The sequence below is a fragment of the Ruminococcus flavefaciens ND2009 genome (assembly GCF_000621785.1).
GTDB lineage: Bacteria > Bacillota > Clostridia > Oscillospirales > Ruminococcaceae > Ruminococcus > Ruminococcus flavefaciens_C.
Map to the genome: position 1 here is coordinate 362,217 of NZ_KK211347.1, position 18,228 is coordinate 380,444.

The following is an 18,228-nucleotide window of genomic DNA, read 5'->3' on the forward strand; positions in this document are numbered from 1 at the left end:
ATGAATAATACGCTTTACGAAATGCTTGACGATCTCAACAGCTTTTACAAATGCTCCAATGTTTACCAGGTGGCAGCAGATGAGAACTGCCGTGTGCTCCGTATGAACGGCAAGGGCGGAGAGGGCTTCATGACTCTTTATCGGGTGTTCGAGGGGATATACCTTATGTACAATGACTTCCATATGCAGGAGTGCGACTCCGACTATCAGGCGGCTGACACTCTGCTTTGCATAGACCACTGCCGCGAGGGACGCATAGAGCATGAGGCAGGCCACGGCATACGCTACTGCATGGAGCCAGGCGACATCAGGATAGACCGCCGTGTCCATCACAAGGGAGTTGTGAGAATGCCCCTTTCGCATTATCACGGCATAACCATAGTCTTCCAGACGGAGCTGGCGGAGAACTCTCTCCGCAGGGAAGTTTCCTCGCTGGATATTGACCTGCACAGGCTGTCGGAGAAATTCTGTCCCGACGACAGGGAGTGTCTTATACGGGCAGATGATACGCTCAACAACGTGTTCCAGCAGCTCTACAACGTCCCCGAGCAGCGGCGCGGCGACTTTTTCAGGGTAAAGGTCATAGAGCTCCTGCTTCACATGGACGTTATATCTCCGGACAGCTTCGCAGTGGAGAGACAGTATTTCTCCGCAGTGCAGGCTGAGAGGGTCAAGGCGGTCCATGACATTATAACTGCCCACCCGGACAGGAATTACACTATCGGCGAACTGGCTGAGCTCTGCGGACTTCCCTCAGCAACCATGAGAAAGTGTTTCAAGGGAATGTACGGAAGTCCCGTTTACCAGTTCATCAGAAATTACCGTATGCAGTATGCTGCGGACCTGCTTCTCTCTGACAGGAGCAGGCTCATCGCGGACATCGCCCAGAGCGTGGGCTATGACAATGCCTCAAAGTTCTCGGCAGCATTCCGCGCAGTTATGGGGGTAACTCCCCAGAATTACCGAAAAGGAGGAGACAGATTTGGTAAAGGATAAAAACAACTCCTTCGGCTGGCTGCTGAGCCAGTCGGGGAGCAGAAAGAAGAAATTCACCGCCAGCGTCATACTTGCGGCGCTGAGCACCATTTGCGGCATTGTGCCATATTATTTTGTGGCGAGGATAGTGAAGCTGCTGCTTGAGGGCAGCACCGACAAGGGTAGCTATATACTCAACTGCCTGATAATACTGCTGCTATGGCTGGGACACGCACTGTTCCACGCCCTCTCAACTGCGAACTCCCACCTTGCCACCTTCCATGTGCTGGCGGTGATACGCAAGAAGGCGCTGGACAAGCTTGCAAAAATGCCCCTTGGCGATGTTATCTCAAAGCCCTCGGGCTCACTGAAGAACATCATCGTGGAGCGCATAGACAGCATCGAGACCACTCTTGCCCATATTCTCCCCGAGTTTACCACAGGTATCGGAGCTCCCGTTATCGTCATGATATACGTCTTCATCATAAGCTGGAAGCTGGGACTTGCTGCGCTTATAACACTGCCTCTGGGAGCCCTCTGCTATATGCTCATGATGTTCGGCTATGAGGAGAACTACAAGCGCTGCATCAAGGCTACAAAGGAGCTGAACGACGTATCCATGGAGTACATAAACGGTATCGAGGTCATCAAGGTATTCGGCAAATCCGAGAGCAGCTATGCTAAATTCGCTGATGCTGCGGAGGAGTCGGCAGCCAGCTTCGTGGACTGGATGAGAAAGTGCAGCTTCCAGATGACCTTTGCCATGAGCATAATGCCTGCCACCATGCTTTCGGTGCTGCCTATCGGCGGTATCATGGCTATCCACGGCACTATAACTCCCGCTGATTTCATCACCGTCATCATCATGACCGTTGGACTTATCGAGCCCCTCATCAATGTCATGTCCTATTCCGACGATATAGCACAGATGAGCACCATAGTGGGTGAGGTAAGGACCATAATCGACGCCCCCGTTATGGAGCGTCCCGACACTCTGACGGAGAAGCCGCAGAACAGCGATATAGTTCTTGACGATGTCCACTTCGGCTACGGTGAAAAGGAGATACTCCACGGTGTATCCATGAACATAAAAACCGGAGAATTCATCGCTCTGGCAGGTCCCTCGGGAAGCGGAAAGTCCACTATCGCAAGGCTTATCGCAGGTCTCTGGGACGTGGACTCCGGAAGCATAACCCTCGGGGGCACAGATATAAGGAAGATACCCCTTGATGACCACGCCGACAGGATCGCATTTGTATCTCAGGACAACTACCTCTTCGACCTGTCCGTAAGGGACAATATCCGAATGGGCAGGACCGACGGCAGAGCCACTGATGAGGAGGTAGAGAATGCCGCAAGACAGAGCGGCTGCCACGACTTCATAATGGGACTGGAAAAGGGATACGACACTATTGTCGGCAACTCTGGCGGACATCTCTCTGGCGGCGAGAGACAGCGTATAGCCATTGCAAGAGCAATGCTTAAAAACGCAGATGTCATCATACTGGACGAGGCTACTGCCTACACTGACCCCGAAAACGAGGCAGTTATCCAGGAGTCCGTGGCGAAGCTGGTAAAGGGCAAGACTCTTATCGTCATAGCTCACCGACTCTCCACCATCAAGGACGCGGACTGCATCTATGTGATAAAGGACGGAGCCGTTGCGGAGCAGGGCACACATCAGCAGCTCCTGGACAGGCATTCCGTATACGAAAAAATGTGGAAGGCTCATATAGCTTCAAAGGACGGAGGTGCCGGGAATGATTAAGATACTGAAAAACTTCTTCGATTTCTGCGGTGAGAGGTGCAGGAAGAAGTTCTATGCTTCCATAGTCCTCACCTTCCTTCAGGCGCTTTTCGAGGCGCTGAAGATACCTGCGATATGGGTGATGGTAAAGGCGCTTATCGAGAATAATGTAACGGGAAAGACCTGCCTCACCTGTCTGGGCATAATGCTTGTCAGCGTTATATGCTCGGGACTTATCAAGACCAAGGCTACCATGCTCCAGACCGAGGGCGGCTACGGCACCTGCGCAATGAAGCGTATGGAGATAGCCGAGCATCTCCGCTATCTGCCCATGGGCTACTACAACGCCAACAGCCTGGGCAGGATAATGTCCGTTACCACAAACACCATGCAGAGCCTTGAGAATGTGGCTACAAGAGTAGTCATGATAGTGTGCTCGGGACTTCTCACCACGGCGGTGATAACTGTCATGGTAATAGCATTTGACTGGCGCATAGGACTGCTCCTCTGCGTCGGACTTGTAATATTCTTTGCGGTCAACAGCTCCATGATGAATTCGTCTGCGGCAATGTCAAAGCAGAAGGTGGAAAAGGATTCTGCTCTGGTATCGAGAGTAATAGAGTACATACAGGGCATATCCGAGGTAAGAGCCTACCGCCTTACAGGAAAGCAGAGCCGTGAGCTCAACAAGGCGATCGACGAGAATGAACACGCCAACAGCGCTATGGAGCTCAAACTCATACCATTCATGACGGTGCAGAGCTTCATACTCAAGGCTGTGGGAACTCTTATCACCCTGCTCTCTTTACTGCTGTATATCGGCGGACATATGGAGCTCCTCACCTGTATCATAATGATAATCAGCTCCTTCATCATATACGCTCAGCTGGACGCAGCAGGCAAGTATTCAGCTCTGCTCAGAACAGTCGATGTGTGCGTAAGACAGGCTCAGGATATTCTTGAGACTCCTCAGATGGACATTGACGGTGAGAATGCCGTGCCTGCAAGCTGTGACATCAGTGCTGAGAATATAGGCTTTGCCTATGAGGAGCGAAAAATCATCGACGGTATATCCCTGAATATCCCCGAAAAGACCACCACAGCCATTGTTGGTCCCTCAGGCGGCGGCAAGACTACTCTTGTGAATCTGCTCTCCCGCTTCTGGGATGTGGACGAGGGATGTGTTACTCTCGGCGGACGGGACGTAAGAGAATACAGCATTGATGCTCTCATGCGGAATTACAGCTTTGTATTCCAGAGGGTATACCTTTTCCATGATACCATCGCCAACAATATACGCTTCGGACAGCCCGACGCTCCTATGGAAGCAGTTATAGAGGCGGCTAAGAAGGCTTGCTGTCACGAATTCATATCTGCGCTTCCCGAGGGCTATGACACTGTCATCGGCGAGGGAGGAGCAAGTCTTTCGGGCGGTGAAAAGCAGCGTATCTCCATAGCAAGAGCCATTATGAAGGACTCTCCCATAATTGTTCTGGACGAGGCAACTGCAAATGTTGACCCCGAGAATGAGGCGGAGCTCATGCAGGCTATTGAGGCTCTCACAAAGGAGAAGACCATCATCATGATAGCCCACCGACTTAAAACGGTCCGCAATGCCGACCAGATACTGGTAGTTGACCGCGGCAGGATAGTACAGCGGGGCACTCACGATGAGCTCATGGCTCAGGATGGCATTTACCGCGGCTTCATTCAGGGGCGCCAGAAGGCTGTAAGCTGGAAGCTCTGACAGAAAACATGATATAGCATAAATAAAAGGTCTCCGCACTGCAAAGGGCAGTACGGAGACCTTACCTTTAGGGGAGATAATTATCCGAGGTACTGATTATAGAAGGACTCTATCTTATCGAAGGGGATAGCGTCCTTGCCGCCGCCGTCATAGAGGTCGGTGTGGACTGCTCCCTCAACTACCAGGAGCTCCTTGTTGTCGCCTGTGAGCTTCTTGAAGGCGTCCTCGCTGAAATAGCGTGAATGAGCCTTTTCGCCGCATACCACCAGAACTGCCGAGCGTATCTCGTCGGAGTAGGCAAGTATGGGCATATTTATGAACGACAGCGAGGAGGTCTTGTTCCAGCCGCCGTTGGAGTTCAGCGAGCGGGGGTGATAGCCTCTGTCAGTCTTGTAGTAGGAGTGGTAGTCCTTTACGAAGAAAGGGGCGTCCTCGGGGAGGGGGTCAACTACTCCGCCGCCCAGCTTGTATTCACCTGCGGCGTAGTCCTTGATTCTCTGCTGATTGAGAGCCTGTTTCATGGCAAAGCGTGCGTCAGCGCTGTCAGCCTCGTCGAAATAGCCCTTTGCGTTCACGCGGGTCATATCGTACATGGTAGAGGAAACGGTCGCCTTTATGCGTGTATCTATAGCGGCAGCGTTTATAGCCATACCGCCCCAGCCGCAGATGCCAAGTATGCCTATGCGCTCAGGGTCAACATTGCCCTGAAGGGAGAGGAAGTCCACAGCAGCGCAGAAGTCCTCGGTATTTATATCGGGTGAGGCAACATATCTGGGCTGACCGCCGCTCTCTCCCGTAAATGAGGGGTCAAAGGCAATGGTGAGAAATCCGCGCTCTGCAAGAGTCTGTGCATAGAGTCCCGAGCACTGCTCCTTGACTGCGCCGAAGGGACCGCATACAGCTATGGCAGCCAGCTTTCCCGAAGCATTCTTTGGTATATACATATCAGCCGCAAGAGTAATGCCATAGCGGTTGTGGAAGGTCACCTTACTGTGTTCTGTCTTGTCTGACTTGGGGAAGGTCTTGTCCCATTCCTGAGTGAGAGTGAGCATTTCGTCTTTCATATCTGTATACCTCCGTTTTTATCAAGTGTGTAGGTGAAGTAATCGAGACAGTCTATGCGCCTGTTATAGCTGTGGACGGTGTCCAGAAGCTGCTGCCGGTACTCGCCTATGAGCCTTCCGAGAGCTGCGCTGTCCCTTTTGTCAATGAGCACCACACATTTTTCAATGGTGGAGCTGTCCATGCCTGCGTCGGCGAGGTTCTGCCTTAATGCTGCAAGAGCGGTGCTGTTGTCTGTCATGTCCTTCACCTCCTGTAACTAAAGTCTAACACATATCTGCCAGAAATGCAAATACTTTATATCTAAACCATATTATGCTTGACAGGCATATCACTGAGATGATATAATTTCATTATAAAAATAGGAGGTGCAGTCTATGGAGATACGGGTATTACGCTATTTTCTTGCCATCGCAAGAGAGGGGAGCATAACAAATGCCGCCAATTACCTTCATGTTACCCAGCCCACACTGTCAAGACAGATAAAGGAGCTTGAGGACGAGGTGGGGCAGAAGCTTTTTATTCGCGGAAGCCACAGCATGAAGCTGACACAGGAGGGCTTTATCCTCCGCAAACGCGCTGAGGAGATAGTCTCAATGGTGGACAAGACCGAGGCTGAGTTCCGCTCTATGGAGAGCATCGTGGCAGGAGACATCTACATCGGCGGCGGTGAGACCAGAGCCATAAGCTACATCGCCGAGGTTGTCAGGGAGCTCCGTCAGGATTACCCCGATATAAAGTACCACCTCCACAGCGGCAACGAGGCAGACGTCACCGAGCGCCTTGACAGGGGGCTCATCGACTTCGGCATACTTGTCCAGCCTGCCGACCTTACCAAGTACGACTGCCTGCACCTGCCTGCGGAGGACACATGGGGAGTAGTCATGCGCAAGGATTCGCCCCTTGCGGAGAAGTCCGCGGTCACAAGACAGGACCTGCTGGAGCTTCCCCTGATACTTTCACGGCAGGCAATAGGCGGCAGCAAGGAGGACAACGAGTTCATCAACTGGTTCGGCAGCGATTTTGACAAGCTTAACATCGTCACCACCTTCAACCTCATGTACAACGCGGCGATAATGGTCGAGGCGGGAATAGGCTATGCCGTAGGTATCGACGGTATCACCAACACCGATGTGAACAGTCCGCTGTGCTTCCGTCCCCTTGAGCCGGGAATGACCGCAGGTCTGGACGTTATCTGGAAGAAGTATCAGGTCTTTACTCCTGCGGCGGAGCTGTTCCTGAAGCGCTTGCAGCAGAGATATGCCTGAATGTAATATCATATAATACAAAATAGGTATTTGCAATATCAGCTTTTCTGTGTTATGATAAAAATACGGAAAGGAGCTGATCTGCATTATGAAAAGGGCAGTAAAGATAACAGCTGTATCAATTATCGCCGCAGCTGCGGTGCTTACGGGAGCAACAGCCGCAGGGGCTGCAAAACGGGCTAAATACGCCCCAAAGGACGTCACCTCAATGCAGGATCATCTCCTGGGCAAGTCGGATAACACAGAGGGGCCCGACCTTGACGCCGACGGTGACGGCGAGTGGACCTCTCTTGACCTGTGCATAATTCGGAAGGAGGCTGCGGAAACCATGAACGAAAAGTCTCGTATAACCATAGAAGTGAACGGACATACTCTCACTGCGGAGCTGGCTGACAACGAAGCCGCAAGGGCTCTGGCGGAGCTGGCAGAGGAGGGCTTCACGGCGAAGCTCAATGAGTACGGCGGCTTTGAGAAGGTGGGAAAGCTGCCTCAGTCTCTCCCTGCATCGGACGAGCGCGTAACAACAGAGGCAGGGGACATCATGCTGTATCAGGGCAATCAGATGACCATTTTCTACAACTCAAAATCCTGGAGCTACACAAGGCTCGGACATATCACAGGTGTCTCACAGGAGGAGCTGGAGGACATCTTCGGCGAGGGAGATATAACCGTTGACATATCCCTTGCAAAATAGTCACTTGTGCGAAATATACAATGCGGAGGGCTTAAATTCGGCATTTTTTCCTGTTGAACCGCGGCTCATAAAGTGGTAAAATTTAATTAGCATATTACGGAGAGTCAATTTTCGCAAAGGAGGGAAAAACAATGCCGTTACCTGTTGTCATTGTCATTGCTGTTGTTGCCGTATTATTGCTTGGAGTAGTCGTATTTTTCCTGAGGAGAAACAAGTCTCTGGCGGATGATGCTTACTACAGCGAGCAGCTCAGACGGGATCAGGAGCGCCGCACACAGAAGGAAGAGGCTGAGCGTCAGCGCCGCATGATGCAGCGCGAGCGTGCAGGCAGAAACTGAATGACAAAACAAGCGCAGACCATATGGTCTGCGCTTTTCTGTGCCGTTTCATTGTTATCCGGCAATTATCCTCTTTATATTATCAATAAGTTCAGGATCGTCACACATAAGTATCTTGTCTGTCACTTCAAGACATATATCATCGGGGGCATCGAGGTATTTTGTTCCGTTTTCTTCAAAAAAGCTCTGTGCATCTATTCTGAGCGAGGTATTATTCTCGCCTTCGATCAACTGCATAACAAAGATATGATCATCGTCCATCATGCTGAGTTCGATACACTGTGTAGCATCGTAATTATCATCAGGGAAGAGGAGATCATGCTGTTCTGTATAATCGATCTCATACCAGGCGGTGCTGTCGAGAAGATCGGAGATTAATTTCAGCTTATCCTCGGGGATACTGTCGGTGCCGTAAATCATCTGAAGATAGGAGTTATCGTAGCCATCAGTGTACTTCGTGTTCAGGTCAACCACGTCATAATGAAGATGATTTTCTGAATTAAGATCTAAGTCACGGAAGCGCCAGTCATTGGCAGTAAGGTCTGTGATGACTTCGGGGAGCTTGCTTCTGCCCAATATTTTCAATATTTTGTCTTCAATGGTATTGTCGGGGCAGGAACCAACCCACATAACTGAACCATTGCTTCCATTATACTGACCGTTTTTGTCGACTTCGTAATGCACACATCCGAATAATGTTGAATCGGGATGTGACTCGATATTGAGTGCAGTGAGTGTACCGTCATTTTCTTCTCTGAAAAGAACTAAATATGCCTGGGGCGTGATCGCAGGTGCAGACATCTGTTCAAAGTCGCAGCTGCTGAGGAGTTCATATATAGCCTTCTTCTGTTCCTCTGAGAGTATTTCGCGGTCGCTTCCTGTGAACCAGTCGCTGTTGATGAAGTCGTTGTGTATGCTGTATCCCAGGTCTCTGCCCATTATCTCGGAGAGCTTGTTTACAAGGCTGATGTAATCAATATCGTAAGTCTTTATCTGACGTGCGGAGCCTTCTGTGCGCTTATAGGTAGCCATGCCCTCGTATTCGGACTCTGTCTCGTATCTGAAGCTGTCCCATGTAAGGGTATTGTTGTCGCCGTTGAGGGACAGCATATTGAAGTCGGAGCCGTCCATGGAGATAAATGTCATTCTGTCGATGCCAACCAGCCAGAAGGGCTTTGTCTTGGGCTCAACAGACTCATTCCACTCAAGGCTGTTGAAAAGCTCCTCGATCTGTTTGCTCTGCTCAGCAGAGATGACCTCGCCGCTGCCGAAGGTTATCTGTGTTTCCTCGTCAGCTTTGACGAATATCTGCTTCTCTGCGTCCTCGCCGCCGGGAATGAAGTACTCGTGTTCGGAGAAGTTGCCGAAGGGAGCAACGCCTTTATATTCGGGCTCTGTGGGAGTTTCCTCCTCGTCCTCTGAGCTGAGTATCTCATTGATAGTGGACTTGAAAAGGTCGTAGTCTATCTTATAGCCCTCAACGGACATCTCATCGTCGGTCATGAAGTACTGACCATCCTGCTCATCAAAGTTGAAATGAGTATAGTTGAGGACACCGAACTCACCCACATCGTATATCTTTACTGCTTTTATCTCGTTGTCGCGGCAGTAGATGAAATACGGGTCACTTTCGTCCGCATTTATGGGAGCAGGCGCATCTTCTATTGTGGAAATATCGATGGTCTCTGCCTCGGTGACAGCCTCGTTCACAACACCTATGGCTTCATCGGTATCTGCGGCGATCTCCTCATAATCATAATTATTGAAGAAATCCGCCAGCTTATCGCGCTTCTGCTGTGATATTATCGGACCGCTGAAAAGCTCAAAATATCCGTATGCTTCAGGACTGTCCTCTATCGTAACGGTTCTCATTGAATCTCTGTTGTAGTCACAGAGCTGATACTCCAGCTCGGAAAAGTCGCCGAAGGGAGCGACCTTCTTCTGGGTATCGAGCTGACTTTCGGCGGCAGGAGTGTTTCTGAAACGGTTGAATGCGTAAGTTCCGCCTGTTGCACCTCCGACTACCAGAGCGCAGGCTGCTGCGATACTGAGTCCGCGCTGCCACTTGGGACGGCGGTAGACCTCAACGCCGCTGACTGTCTGCTCTTTTTCTGTGTCAGGTGCAGATGTATTATTGAATTTTCTTTCGCTCATTCTGAATATTTTCTCCTTTTCTCTATTGTCACGGGGAGGAAATTCAGCTTCAAGCCTGTCGGTAACGCTGCTCTCGGCATTTTCGAGAATATCAAATTCATTTTTCTCTTTCATGACTTCACCTTCCTTCATCATCTTCCCTGAGAATGTCTCTGAGTCTGCTCAGGGCGCGGCTGAGCCTTTTGCGGACCGTATTTGGCTTCATGTCTATCATATCGCCTATGTCCTCGGAGCTCCTGCCGTAGTAATATTTCTGCATGATAATGGTCGAATCGGGTTCACCAAGGGACTTCACGGCGTCAAGCAGAGCGTGAGCGGTCTCAGTCCTTTCTGCCTGCTCGTCTATCCTCTCCTCGGAGGAGAGCTGCACAGCCTCATCGGCGTCAAGGGACACCGTGGCTTTCACGCCCGAGCGTATCCGCCTGAACATATCTATGGAGCGGTTCCGCGCTATGGCTGAAACAAATCCCTTTATATTGCCGCTGTGACCGCTTTGTGTATTGTACTTGGTGAATATCTCCGCAAAAACGTCACTGACGCATTCGTCAATGTCCTCGGGAGTTCCGAGGCTTCTCAGTCGGTTGAATACGATAGTGTAAACATAGTTGTAGTACTCATCGAAAATGAGCCTGTGGGCTTTTTCCGGTGAGCTGCCGAGAAGCTGGCGGAGCTGTTGGTCTGTCATCTGATCCCTCCTCGTTTTATTATGGACACCTCCCAAAAGAGTTTTTTTATAGATGTCCTTTGACAGCGGGGCTGCCGAAGCAATTCAATGCGCATTTGTAACGCTCTGCAAATATACTCGCAGAAATTGTGACTTCCGTGACACAGGGACGGAAGAATTTTTGAAAAAACATGAAGTTAAGTGATAAAACATCAGAATTTTGCTAAAAATAGCGGAAAAAGCCTTGTAAATCCGAAAAATATGTGATATAATTCAGTTATGGGGTAACATTTTGGGTTACACAGGAGGATATTAAAATGAAGATCGGATTTATCGGAGCGGGAAAAGTTGGCTTTTCCCTCGGCAGGTATTTTGTCGGGAACGGTCTGGAGGTCTCGGGCTATTACTGCCGCAATGTACAGTCATCGGCAGAGGCAGCCAAGTTCACGGGAACGAAGTTCTACGATAATGTGGCTGAGCTTGTGAAGGACAGCGATGTCATATTCATCGTTGTTCCCGACGGAGCCATAACGGAGAACTATTATGCCATCAGAGAGCTGGGCATCGGCGGAAAGCAGATCTGTCACTGCAGCGGAGCTCTCTCCGCAGCGGAGGCATTTCCGGACATCAGAAAGTACGGAGCAGAGGGCTGTTCTGTTCATCCCTTGTTTCCTATCAGCAGCAAGTATGACTCCCACAGGGAGCTGAAAAACGCCTTCTTCTGCATAGAGGGTGACGAGGCGGCTGCGGCTGAGTGGAAGGGGATACTGGACAAAATGGGCAATCATACACGTCTCATCAGCGGCAGCGCAAAGAGCGAATATCATGCTGCCTGTGCTGTTTCAAGCAATCTTGTCTGTGCGCTTGCGGCTGAAAGCCTGTCCCTTATGGGCAAGTGTGGCTTTTCAGAAAAGGAAGCCCTCAGCGCTCTTGAGCCTCTGATACTCAGCAACATCAGGCGTGTGTTGGCTGTTGGACCCGTTGAAGCCCTTACGGGCCCCGTTGAGCGCAATGATGTCATGACTGTCCGCAGACACCTTGAGTGTATCGAAGCAGGAGCAGACCGTGAGATGTACAGAGCTGTATCGCGGAAGCTTGTGGAGCTTGCACAGAAAAAGCACCCCGACAGCGACTACACGGAAATGCGCCGCCTTTTGAAATAATTTCAGACCGCAATGAATAAACGAAACGGCACTTTCATTTGAAAGTGCCGTATTATTTTACATAAGTACGCCGTGCTTTTCGTAGTCGGCTACCCTGACGACAGCGTTTTTATCGTCCACGAAAACCACCTTCGGGCGGTGAGCCTTTATCTCCTCGGGAGTCATAGCCGCATAGGACATGATGATGACGGGATCGCCCTTCTGTCCTGCACGGGCAGCAGCTCCGTTAAGGCAGATAACGCCGCTTCCGCGCTCGCCTGCGATAACGTAGGTCTCGATACGGCTGCCGCTGTTGACATTGACGATGTGAACGTGCTCGTACTCAAAGAGTCCTGCGGCGTCCATAAGGTCCTCGTCGATAGTCACGCTTCCCACGTAGTTGAGTTCAGCCTGAGTGATAAGGGCACGGTGTATCTTGCTTTTGAGCATTGATATTTCCATGTCCGCCTCCTTATACGTCTTCTGTGAAGAAATTGTCGATAAGGCGTGTGCTGCCGATATAAACGGCTATAGCGCAGAGGGCAGGGCGGTCAAGTGTGGTTATCTGCTGCATTGTGGCGCAGTCCACTATCTTGACGTAATCAATGCGTGCAAGGGGCTCGGCTTCGATGAGCTTCTTCATGCTTCCGATTATGGCGGAGCAGTTACTCTCGCCCTTTTTCACCATATCCATTCCCAGGAATATGGACTTTGAGAGCACCAGAGCTGCCTTTCTCTCAGCTTCGCTGAGGTAGGTGTTCCTTGAGCTCTTTGCCAGACCGTCTGCCTCACGGATTATGGGGCAGCCGATAATTTCTATATCCATGTTGAGGTCATCGACCATATGGCGGATGACAGCCAGCTGCTGAGCGTCCTTCTTGCCGAAGTAGGCTCTGTCGGGCTTTACTATATTGAACAGCTTCGATACTACCGTGCATACACCTCTGAAGTGTACGGGACGGCTGAGACCGCAGAGCTCCTGTGTGAGCACTGTCATATCAACAAAGGAGGAAAATCCGTCGTGGTACATCTCCTCTGGCTCGGGGTGGAAGATAAGGTCGCCGCCGTGAGCTTCTACCAGAGCCGCATCGTGGTCGATGTCTCTGGGGTAGCTTTCAAGATCCTCGGTGGGGCCGAACTGCATGGGATTAACGAAATCCGAAACTACAGTCCTGTCATTATCCCTGTGAGAGGCGTCGATGAGGCTTGCGTGTCCCTCGTGGAGATAGCCCATTGTTGGCACAAGACCTACTGTGAGGCCCTGAGCTCTCCATTCCTTCACCTGTGCGCGTACTTCAGCTATAGTCTTTACAATTTTCATATCAGTCACACTCCTTCATAAGCTCGTTGATAACATCATCGTCAATGGCGTAGGTATGCTCCTGCGCAGGGAAGCTTCCTTCCTTTGTCTCGCTGATGTAGTCCGTGATACCCTGACGCATGAGCGCTCCAACTTCCGCAAAGCGCTTTACGAACTTAGGTGTATGACCTGTAGTGAGTCCCAGCATATCCTGGTATACGAGCACCTGACCGTCACAGCCGCTGCCTGCACCGATACCGATAGTGGGAATGAACAGTTTCTTTGTGATAATATCCGCCAGCTTAGCGGGGATACCCTCCAGGACTACTGCACAGGCGCCTGCCTCCTGTATCTCAAGGGCATCGGCGATGAGCTTCCTTGCCTTGTCAAGGCTCTTGCCCTGTACCTTGAAGCCGCCGAAGGCATTGACTGACTGGGGAGTGAGTCCGAGGTGTGCAACAACGGGGATCGACGCATTTACGATAGCTCTTATCTGGTCGCAGACTTCTGCGCCGCCCTCAAGCTTTACAGCGTTTGCGCCGCCCTCCTTGATAAGCCTTCCTGCGTTGATGACAGCGTCCTGAACGCTTACCTGATATGACATGAAAGGCATATCGGCAACAACGAAGGCATTTTCGGCACCTCTGGAAACTGCGGCGGTATGGTGGATCATATCCTCCATGGTAACGGGCAGGGTATTCTCATAGCCCAGCATTACCATACCCAGGGAGTCACCGATGAGGATGGCGTTGACGCCGCACTCGTCAATGATCTTGGCTGTGGTGTAGTCGTAAGCAGTAAGCATCGTGATCTTGTCACCTGATTGCTTCTGCTTCAGCAGAGTTGAAACAGTGTTCTTCATATTCGATTTTCTCCTTAAAAGATGTTACCTTTCCGAGTACACGGATAAGATACAAGGATATTATAACAGTGATTTGTGACGGATCTGTGAATATACGGTGCTTTCACGAAAAATCATCAATGAAGTACAAACGCCTCCCGAAAGGAAGGCGCAGTTTTGTATCATTTCATATATATTTTACGTGAGGATATAAAAAGAGCGCCGCAAGAACGGGCTTCTGCGGCGCCTTTGTTTCATTTAAGCTGCACTGTTACGGGGGTGCAGCGTTAAAGGGGTAAAAGGGGATTGGATGGAAATTCAACTGCTCTATGGGGAATCCCGTTACGGGAAAGAGCAATTATTTATGGATAGGATAATTATTCAGCTGACTCAGTCTCTGCTGAAGCCTCTGTTGCAGCCTCAGTCTCAGCCTGTGCCTGTGCAGCCTTGAGAGCTTCTCTCTCCTTGGGTCCAAGGTGCTCGTGTGCGGGACCCTTGGGAGCCTCGGGAGCTACAGGAGGAGCGGGGGGCTCGGGCTTCTCACCGTCAGCAGGAGCTACAGGAGGAGCAGGAGGCTCGGGCTTCTCACCGTCAGCAGGAGCTACAGGAGGAGCAGGAGGCTCAGGCTTCTCGCCGTCTTCAGGTGCAACAGGAGGAGCGGGAGGCTCGGGCTTTTCGCCGTCCTCGGGAGCTACGGGCGGTACGGGAGGCTCAGGCTTCTCGCCCTCAGCCTTAGCAAAGTGAACGTGAACGTTAACGTCCTTGACATTGTTGATCTGCTCCTTGAGCTCGTCTGTAACGAAGTCAAGGTCATTGATGTCGATGATGTCACGGAAGTTGTTGAAGAGGTCTGTTACGTTGAGGATCGTAGGACCGGCGGGCTTAGCAGGCTTCTCAGCCTCTTCGCCGTCCTCGGAGACCTCAGCAGCCTCAGGCTTCTCGTTTGTATCGAAGTGAACATCAACCTTCTTGATGTTGTCCCAGTTCTCGATGATGTCATCTGTGAGGATCTCGATCTTGTTAGCATCGATGAAGTCACGGATCTGATCGAGAAGATCAGTTACGTCGATAACGATGGGCTTAGCAGGCTTCTCAGCGTCCTCTTCGGGAGCTGCGGGAGCCTCGGGAGCTTCGCCGTCAGCCTCGGGAGCTACGGGCGGTGCAGGGGGCTCAGGCTTTTCGCCGTCTTCTGTTACCTCGGGAGCAGCAGGCTCTTCAGCCTCTGTTACTTCCTCAGCTGCAACTGTTACAGCTGTCTCTTCTGTTTTCTCGTTTGCAGCAAATGTGTTAAGTCCTGCTACAGATGAGAGAACAGACATAGCAGCGATTGCAGCGAGAATTTGCTTTTTGCTTTTCATGATTGATTACTCCTTTACATGATTTATTTGACTCCCTTTGTGGTGGGGAGCTGTACACTTGTTTTGTGTTACATTAACAGGATACGGAGGTTGAAACTGAAAAGAGGGGTAATATGAAAATTTTTTCAAAAAATTTTTCGGACTGTGAAATTTGACTGTATACAGGCAAAAAAGCACAGGACGTCTCACGATGACGTCCTGTGCTTCTATCTATATTTTCATGTTTTCTCAGGGGGGATGGGAGCGGGAGGAGCTGCGGGTGCAGGCTCCGCTTCATCTTCTTTTATAATATCTTTAAGAGGCTCTTCAGCCATGGGAGCTATATGTATTTCGTCCATAGCTATTACAGCTTCACCTATGGGACCTGCTGCGGGAGCAACAGCCTTGGGCGGAGCAGCTTCGGGATGAGCCTCGGGTCTTGGCGGTTCAGCGCCTTCGTCGGGCTTGGGAGGCTCGGGCTTTTCACCCTCGGCAGGCTTGTCTGCCTCCTTGGGCGGTTCGGGAGTCTCAGCCGGCGGTACGGGAGGATCCTTTACCTCTGCAGGCTTTGACTCTCCCTTGGGAGGAGCGGGGGGCTCGGCAGGAGCAGCTGGCTCAACTGCGGGCGGAGCGGGAGGCTCGGGGAGCTTCTCGTCCTGTGCAGGGGGCTTGGGAGCTTCGGGAGTTTTGCCGTCCTTTGCAGGATCGGGCTTCACCGCAGGCTCAGGCTTTGCCTTATCATCTGGCTTAGCCTTTTCAGCGGGCTTGGTGCCGTTTACACCCTTGACATTTACATTGATATCGGAAATGCCCTTCTCAACATCTTTTTTATATGTGTCATAGTCCCTTGAGTTATCCGACTCTATATAGAAGTCAACAGTATCTCCCTCGGATATAACGCCTTTTTCCTTTTCAAGTTCGAGGATCTCGTTGGCGACGGTGAGCATATCCTTGCCCTTTCCGTCGTAGTTCTTCAGTATTTCCTTGCCTATATTGTCATCGCATTTTATATGGAGCACCTTGCCCTTTTTATTGAGCTCAAGCCTTATGTTGGCGTCAGACGAAATTAGTACAGTGGAGTGAGGCTTAAGATTGCGGGAGTAGTATATGGAGCCTGCCGAGACCATGAGCACAAGGCTTGCGGCAACTGCGGCAATTCTGCCTATGCGGAAGGTTATCTTCTTCGCACGGTCTTCGTCGCTGTTCATGATAACAGGATCCGTGACCGTCTGTCCCACCTCATAGCTGAGATCGGCAGCCTTTACGAACCTGGACTCCTCGTCCATGAGTACAGCATAGCCCTCATTACATTCCATAACAATATATTTCATGTTTTCTCACCACCTTTAAGTACCTGCATGATGTGTCCGCGCATTATCTCATAGCCATTGGTGCAGATCAGGAGCACAGCCACCAGATAGCGTCTGTGTCTTTCAAGGGTCTTTCTCTCCACATCTGCGCCCTCAGCCAGCTTTGCCAGCGGGACACGCTTAGTCCTGAGGAAATCCTCAAGAATATCGGGGTTGCTTCTTGCGTAGCGGACAGCCTTCTGACAGCTTTCGAGGGTTCTCCTCTGTCGGGGAGAATTATCCGCTACATCACTCATGGACACACCGAAGTCCTGCATCTGTGCTGAGAGCTCGGCTATTTCCTGCTTTGTGGCTTCGCGGAGCTCGTTTTCCTCGTATGCGTCATGTTCGTCGCGGATAGTTTCCCTGAGGTCGGTCTTATCGTCCTCGGAAACGTCAAGTGAGATCTGTCCTTTGTTTTTCTTTTCTTTTCTGTAGTTGTCGATGAGGCGGTTCCTTATATGCAGTGCCGCAAATTTCAGGAATGAACCGCGCAGACGGGAATAGTTCTGTATCGCCTCATAGAAGGCGAACATAGCTATACTCAGCTCATCATCGCTCTTATCGGGCGGACGGTTGATGAACCTCGCTGTTTCGGACTTGATGAATGGCATATAATCCGAGATCAGCTGATCTGCCGCGTGGCTGTCTGTTTTTGCCTCATAGACACGGGATATGATTTGATGCGCATCAGAATTCATATTTGCCACCCCCATATTACTTGTAGATTACGCAGGTGCTTTTGAGAAAACGGGGTATTCCCCGCAGGTTTTTGATTATTTTGCGGAGAGAGCCGCAAGTATCTTATCGTAAGCATTTTTGCTGTCAGTTTTAAAGTTTTCGATGATAATGCTGTCAATGCCGAGATGCCGGAGAATAGCCGCCTCACGGCGCTGACGCTCCTCAAGAGCGGATACGTAGCCCTCAAAGCCGCTGAGCCCGAGAGCTTTTCCGTATTCACCTCCGCAGTGGTAGTCAATGACGCCGCTTAGCCATTCCACGCCTCTTTCGGGGACAGTTCTCTTTATCTCCGCGGCGATATTGTCGGTTTTCAGATAGACCACAAAGGGCTCCAGGGGACGGATAATATCATATATCTCCCTTATGTATCCCTCGGATACGGAGCTGTCAAAGCCGAACCTCATCATGGTCTCGCACATGGGGTTCTGTAGAAAAACACAGTTGAAAACATGACCTGAGGAGTTCACGGCGCTTTCGGCAAAGCTCCGCCACTTGTCCAGCATGAGGGGCTTTTCGGTCTCCCATGGGAGAAAGTCGTATATTTTATGGGTGAGGAGCCTGTCAAAGAGGTCTCCGCAGAAGCTGCCTATGGGGACTACATATCCGCCGCAGCGCTTTTCGGCAGCGGTGATGATGAGCTCCTGCTCATCGGGCTGAAACTCCGCAAGCTCATTTTCGCTTATAAATGCGTGAAATTCATAGTCCGCAGGGTGATCTCCGCTGCCCTCGTCGGTGAACTCCATACCCAGAACATCGGCGATATGCTTTGATACCGTGCTTTTCCCCGAGCAGGGAAGTCCTTCAACTATTATAAGCTTTCTCATAGTCCCTCCTTATAGCAGAAACGCCCGACCATATACGATCGGGCG

Annotated in this window: 18 protein-coding genes; 7 read left to right on the top strand and 11 right to left on the bottom strand. The window is 50.9% G+C overall.

What is annotated here, in order from left to right; translation table 11 throughout:
- Genes T488_RS0111950 through T488_RS0111960 form a run of 3 tightly spaced genes read left to right on the top strand, consistent with a single transcriptional unit; the run spans window position 1 to window position 4,469 of the window.
- Complete coding sequence (locus T488_RS0111950; protein ID WP_051536448.1) at window positions 1-996, top strand: helix-turn-helix domain-containing protein; 996 nt, start codon at window positions 1-3, stop codon at window positions 994-996.
- The gene (locus T488_RS0111955; RefSeq protein WP_028521001.1) at window positions 983-2,743 is read left to right on the top strand and encodes an ABC transporter ATP-binding protein; all 1,761 of its coding nucleotides are present in this window, start codon (window positions 983-985) and stop codon (window positions 2,741-2,743) included. Before T488_RS0111950 ends, T488_RS0111955 begins: the two co-directional genes overlap by 14 nt.
- Entirely contained in the window at window positions 2,736-4,469 is a 1,734-nt protein-coding gene (locus tag T488_RS0111960) for an ABC transporter ATP-binding protein (protein WP_028521002.1), read from the top strand. Before T488_RS0111955 ends, T488_RS0111960 begins: the two co-directional genes overlap by 8 nt.
- An 80-nt stretch (window positions 4,470-4,549) precedes the next feature.
- Here the strand turns inward: T488_RS0111960 and T488_RS0111965 are convergent, their stop codons facing one another.
- Complete coding sequence (locus T488_RS0111965; RefSeq protein ID WP_028521003.1) at window positions 4,550-5,533, bottom strand: alpha/beta hydrolase; 984 nt, start codon at window positions 5,531-5,533, stop codon at window positions 4,550-4,552.
- A complete protein-coding gene (locus T488_RS0111970) occupies window positions 5,530-5,772 on the bottom strand; it encodes a hypothetical protein (protein WP_028521004.1) in 243 nt (80 codons plus the stop codon). Before T488_RS0111970 ends, T488_RS0111965 begins: the two co-directional genes overlap by 4 nt.
- Window positions 5,773-5,908: 136 nt before the next feature.
- On the opposite strand from T488_RS0111970, the gene T488_RS0111975 reads away from it, so the two are divergent.
- The 3 genes from T488_RS0111975 to T488_RS0111985 all read left to right on the top strand — a co-directional run bounded on the left by T488_RS0111975 (window position 5,909) and on the right by T488_RS0111985 (window position 7,831).
- Window positions 5,909-6,799 carry a LysR family transcriptional regulator gene (locus T488_RS0111975; protein WP_028521005.1) on the top strand — a complete coding sequence of 297 codons (891 nt, stop codon included), beginning with the start codon at window positions 5,909-5,911 and terminating at the stop codon, window positions 6,797-6,799.
- An 88-nt stretch (window positions 6,800-6,887) separates the two neighbouring features.
- Window positions 6,888-7,493, top strand: a complete 606-nt coding sequence (locus T488_RS20010; RefSeq protein ID WP_207640299.1) for a cyclophilin-like fold protein — start codon at window positions 6,888-6,890, stop codon at window positions 7,491-7,493.
- A 131-nt stretch (window positions 7,494-7,624) separates the two neighbouring features.
- Window positions 7,625-7,831, top strand: a complete 207-nt coding sequence (locus tag T488_RS0111985; RefSeq protein WP_028521007.1) for a hypothetical protein — start codon at window positions 7,625-7,627, stop codon at window positions 7,829-7,831.
- Window positions 7,832-7,885: 54 nt separating this feature from the next.
- Here the strand turns inward: T488_RS0111985 and T488_RS0111990 are convergent, their stop codons facing one another.
- Together T488_RS0111990 and T488_RS0111995 are read right to left on the bottom strand one after the other, a co-directional pair.
- The gene (locus tag T488_RS0111990) at window positions 7,886-10,099 is read right to left on the bottom strand and encodes a hypothetical protein (RefSeq protein ID WP_028521008.1); all 2,214 of its coding nucleotides are present in this window, start codon (window positions 10,097-10,099) and stop codon (window positions 7,886-7,888) included.
- Window positions 10,100-10,103: 4 nt separating this feature from the next.
- Window positions 10,104-10,670 carry an RNA polymerase sigma factor gene (locus T488_RS0111995; protein ID WP_028521009.1) on the bottom strand — a complete coding sequence of 189 codons (567 nt, stop codon included), beginning with the start codon at window positions 10,668-10,670 and terminating at the stop codon, window positions 10,104-10,106.
- A 296-nt stretch (window positions 10,671-10,966) separates the two neighbouring features.
- Here T488_RS0111995 and T488_RS0112000 point away from each other — a divergent pair, with 296 nt between their 5' ends.
- Entirely contained in the window at window positions 10,967-11,812 is an 846-nt protein-coding gene (locus tag T488_RS0112000) for a Rossmann-like and DUF2520 domain-containing protein (protein WP_028521010.1), read from the top strand.
- Between the two features lie 57 nt (window positions 11,813-11,869).
- Here the strand turns inward: T488_RS0112000 and panD are convergent, their stop codons facing one another.
- From panD to T488_RS0112035, 7 genes are all read right to left on the bottom strand, one after another.
- Window positions 11,870-12,253: an aspartate 1-decarboxylase gene (gene panD, locus T488_RS0112005; RefSeq protein ID WP_028521011.1), complete on the bottom strand. Its 384-nt coding sequence runs from the start codon at window positions 12,251-12,253 to the stop codon at window positions 11,870-11,872.
- A 10-nt stretch (window positions 12,254-12,263) separates the two neighbouring features.
- Window positions 12,264-13,112, bottom strand: a complete 849-nt coding sequence (gene panC / locus T488_RS0112010) for a pantoate--beta-alanine ligase (protein ID WP_028521012.1) — start codon at window positions 13,110-13,112, stop codon at window positions 12,264-12,266.
- Window position 13,113: 1 nt separating this feature from the next.
- Window positions 13,114-13,953, bottom strand: coding sequence for a 3-methyl-2-oxobutanoate hydroxymethyltransferase (gene panB, locus T488_RS0112015; protein WP_028521013.1), 840 nt, complete (start codon window positions 13,951-13,953; stop codon window positions 13,114-13,116).
- A gap of 356 nt (window positions 13,954-14,309) precedes the next feature.
- Window positions 14,310-15,290, bottom strand: a complete 981-nt coding sequence (locus tag T488_RS0112020) for a hypothetical protein (protein WP_028521014.1) — start codon at window positions 15,288-15,290, stop codon at window positions 14,310-14,312.
- Between the two features lie 218 nt (window positions 15,291-15,508).
- A complete protein-coding gene (locus tag T488_RS18910) occupies window positions 15,509-16,600 on the bottom strand; it encodes an anti-sigma-I factor RsgI family protein (protein WP_028521015.1) in 1,092 nt (363 codons plus the stop codon).
- Window positions 16,597-17,319, bottom strand: coding sequence for a sigma-70 family RNA polymerase sigma factor (locus T488_RS0112030; protein ID WP_028521016.1), 723 nt, complete (start codon window positions 17,317-17,319; stop codon window positions 16,597-16,599). The genes T488_RS18910 and T488_RS0112030 overlap by 4 nt, the downstream gene beginning before the upstream one ends.
- A 75-nt stretch (window positions 17,320-17,394) precedes the next feature.
- Window positions 17,395-18,183, bottom strand: coding sequence for a hypothetical protein (locus T488_RS0112035; protein WP_028521017.1), 789 nt, complete (start codon window positions 18,181-18,183; stop codon window positions 17,395-17,397).
- Window positions 18,184-18,228: the final 45 nt, after the last annotated feature.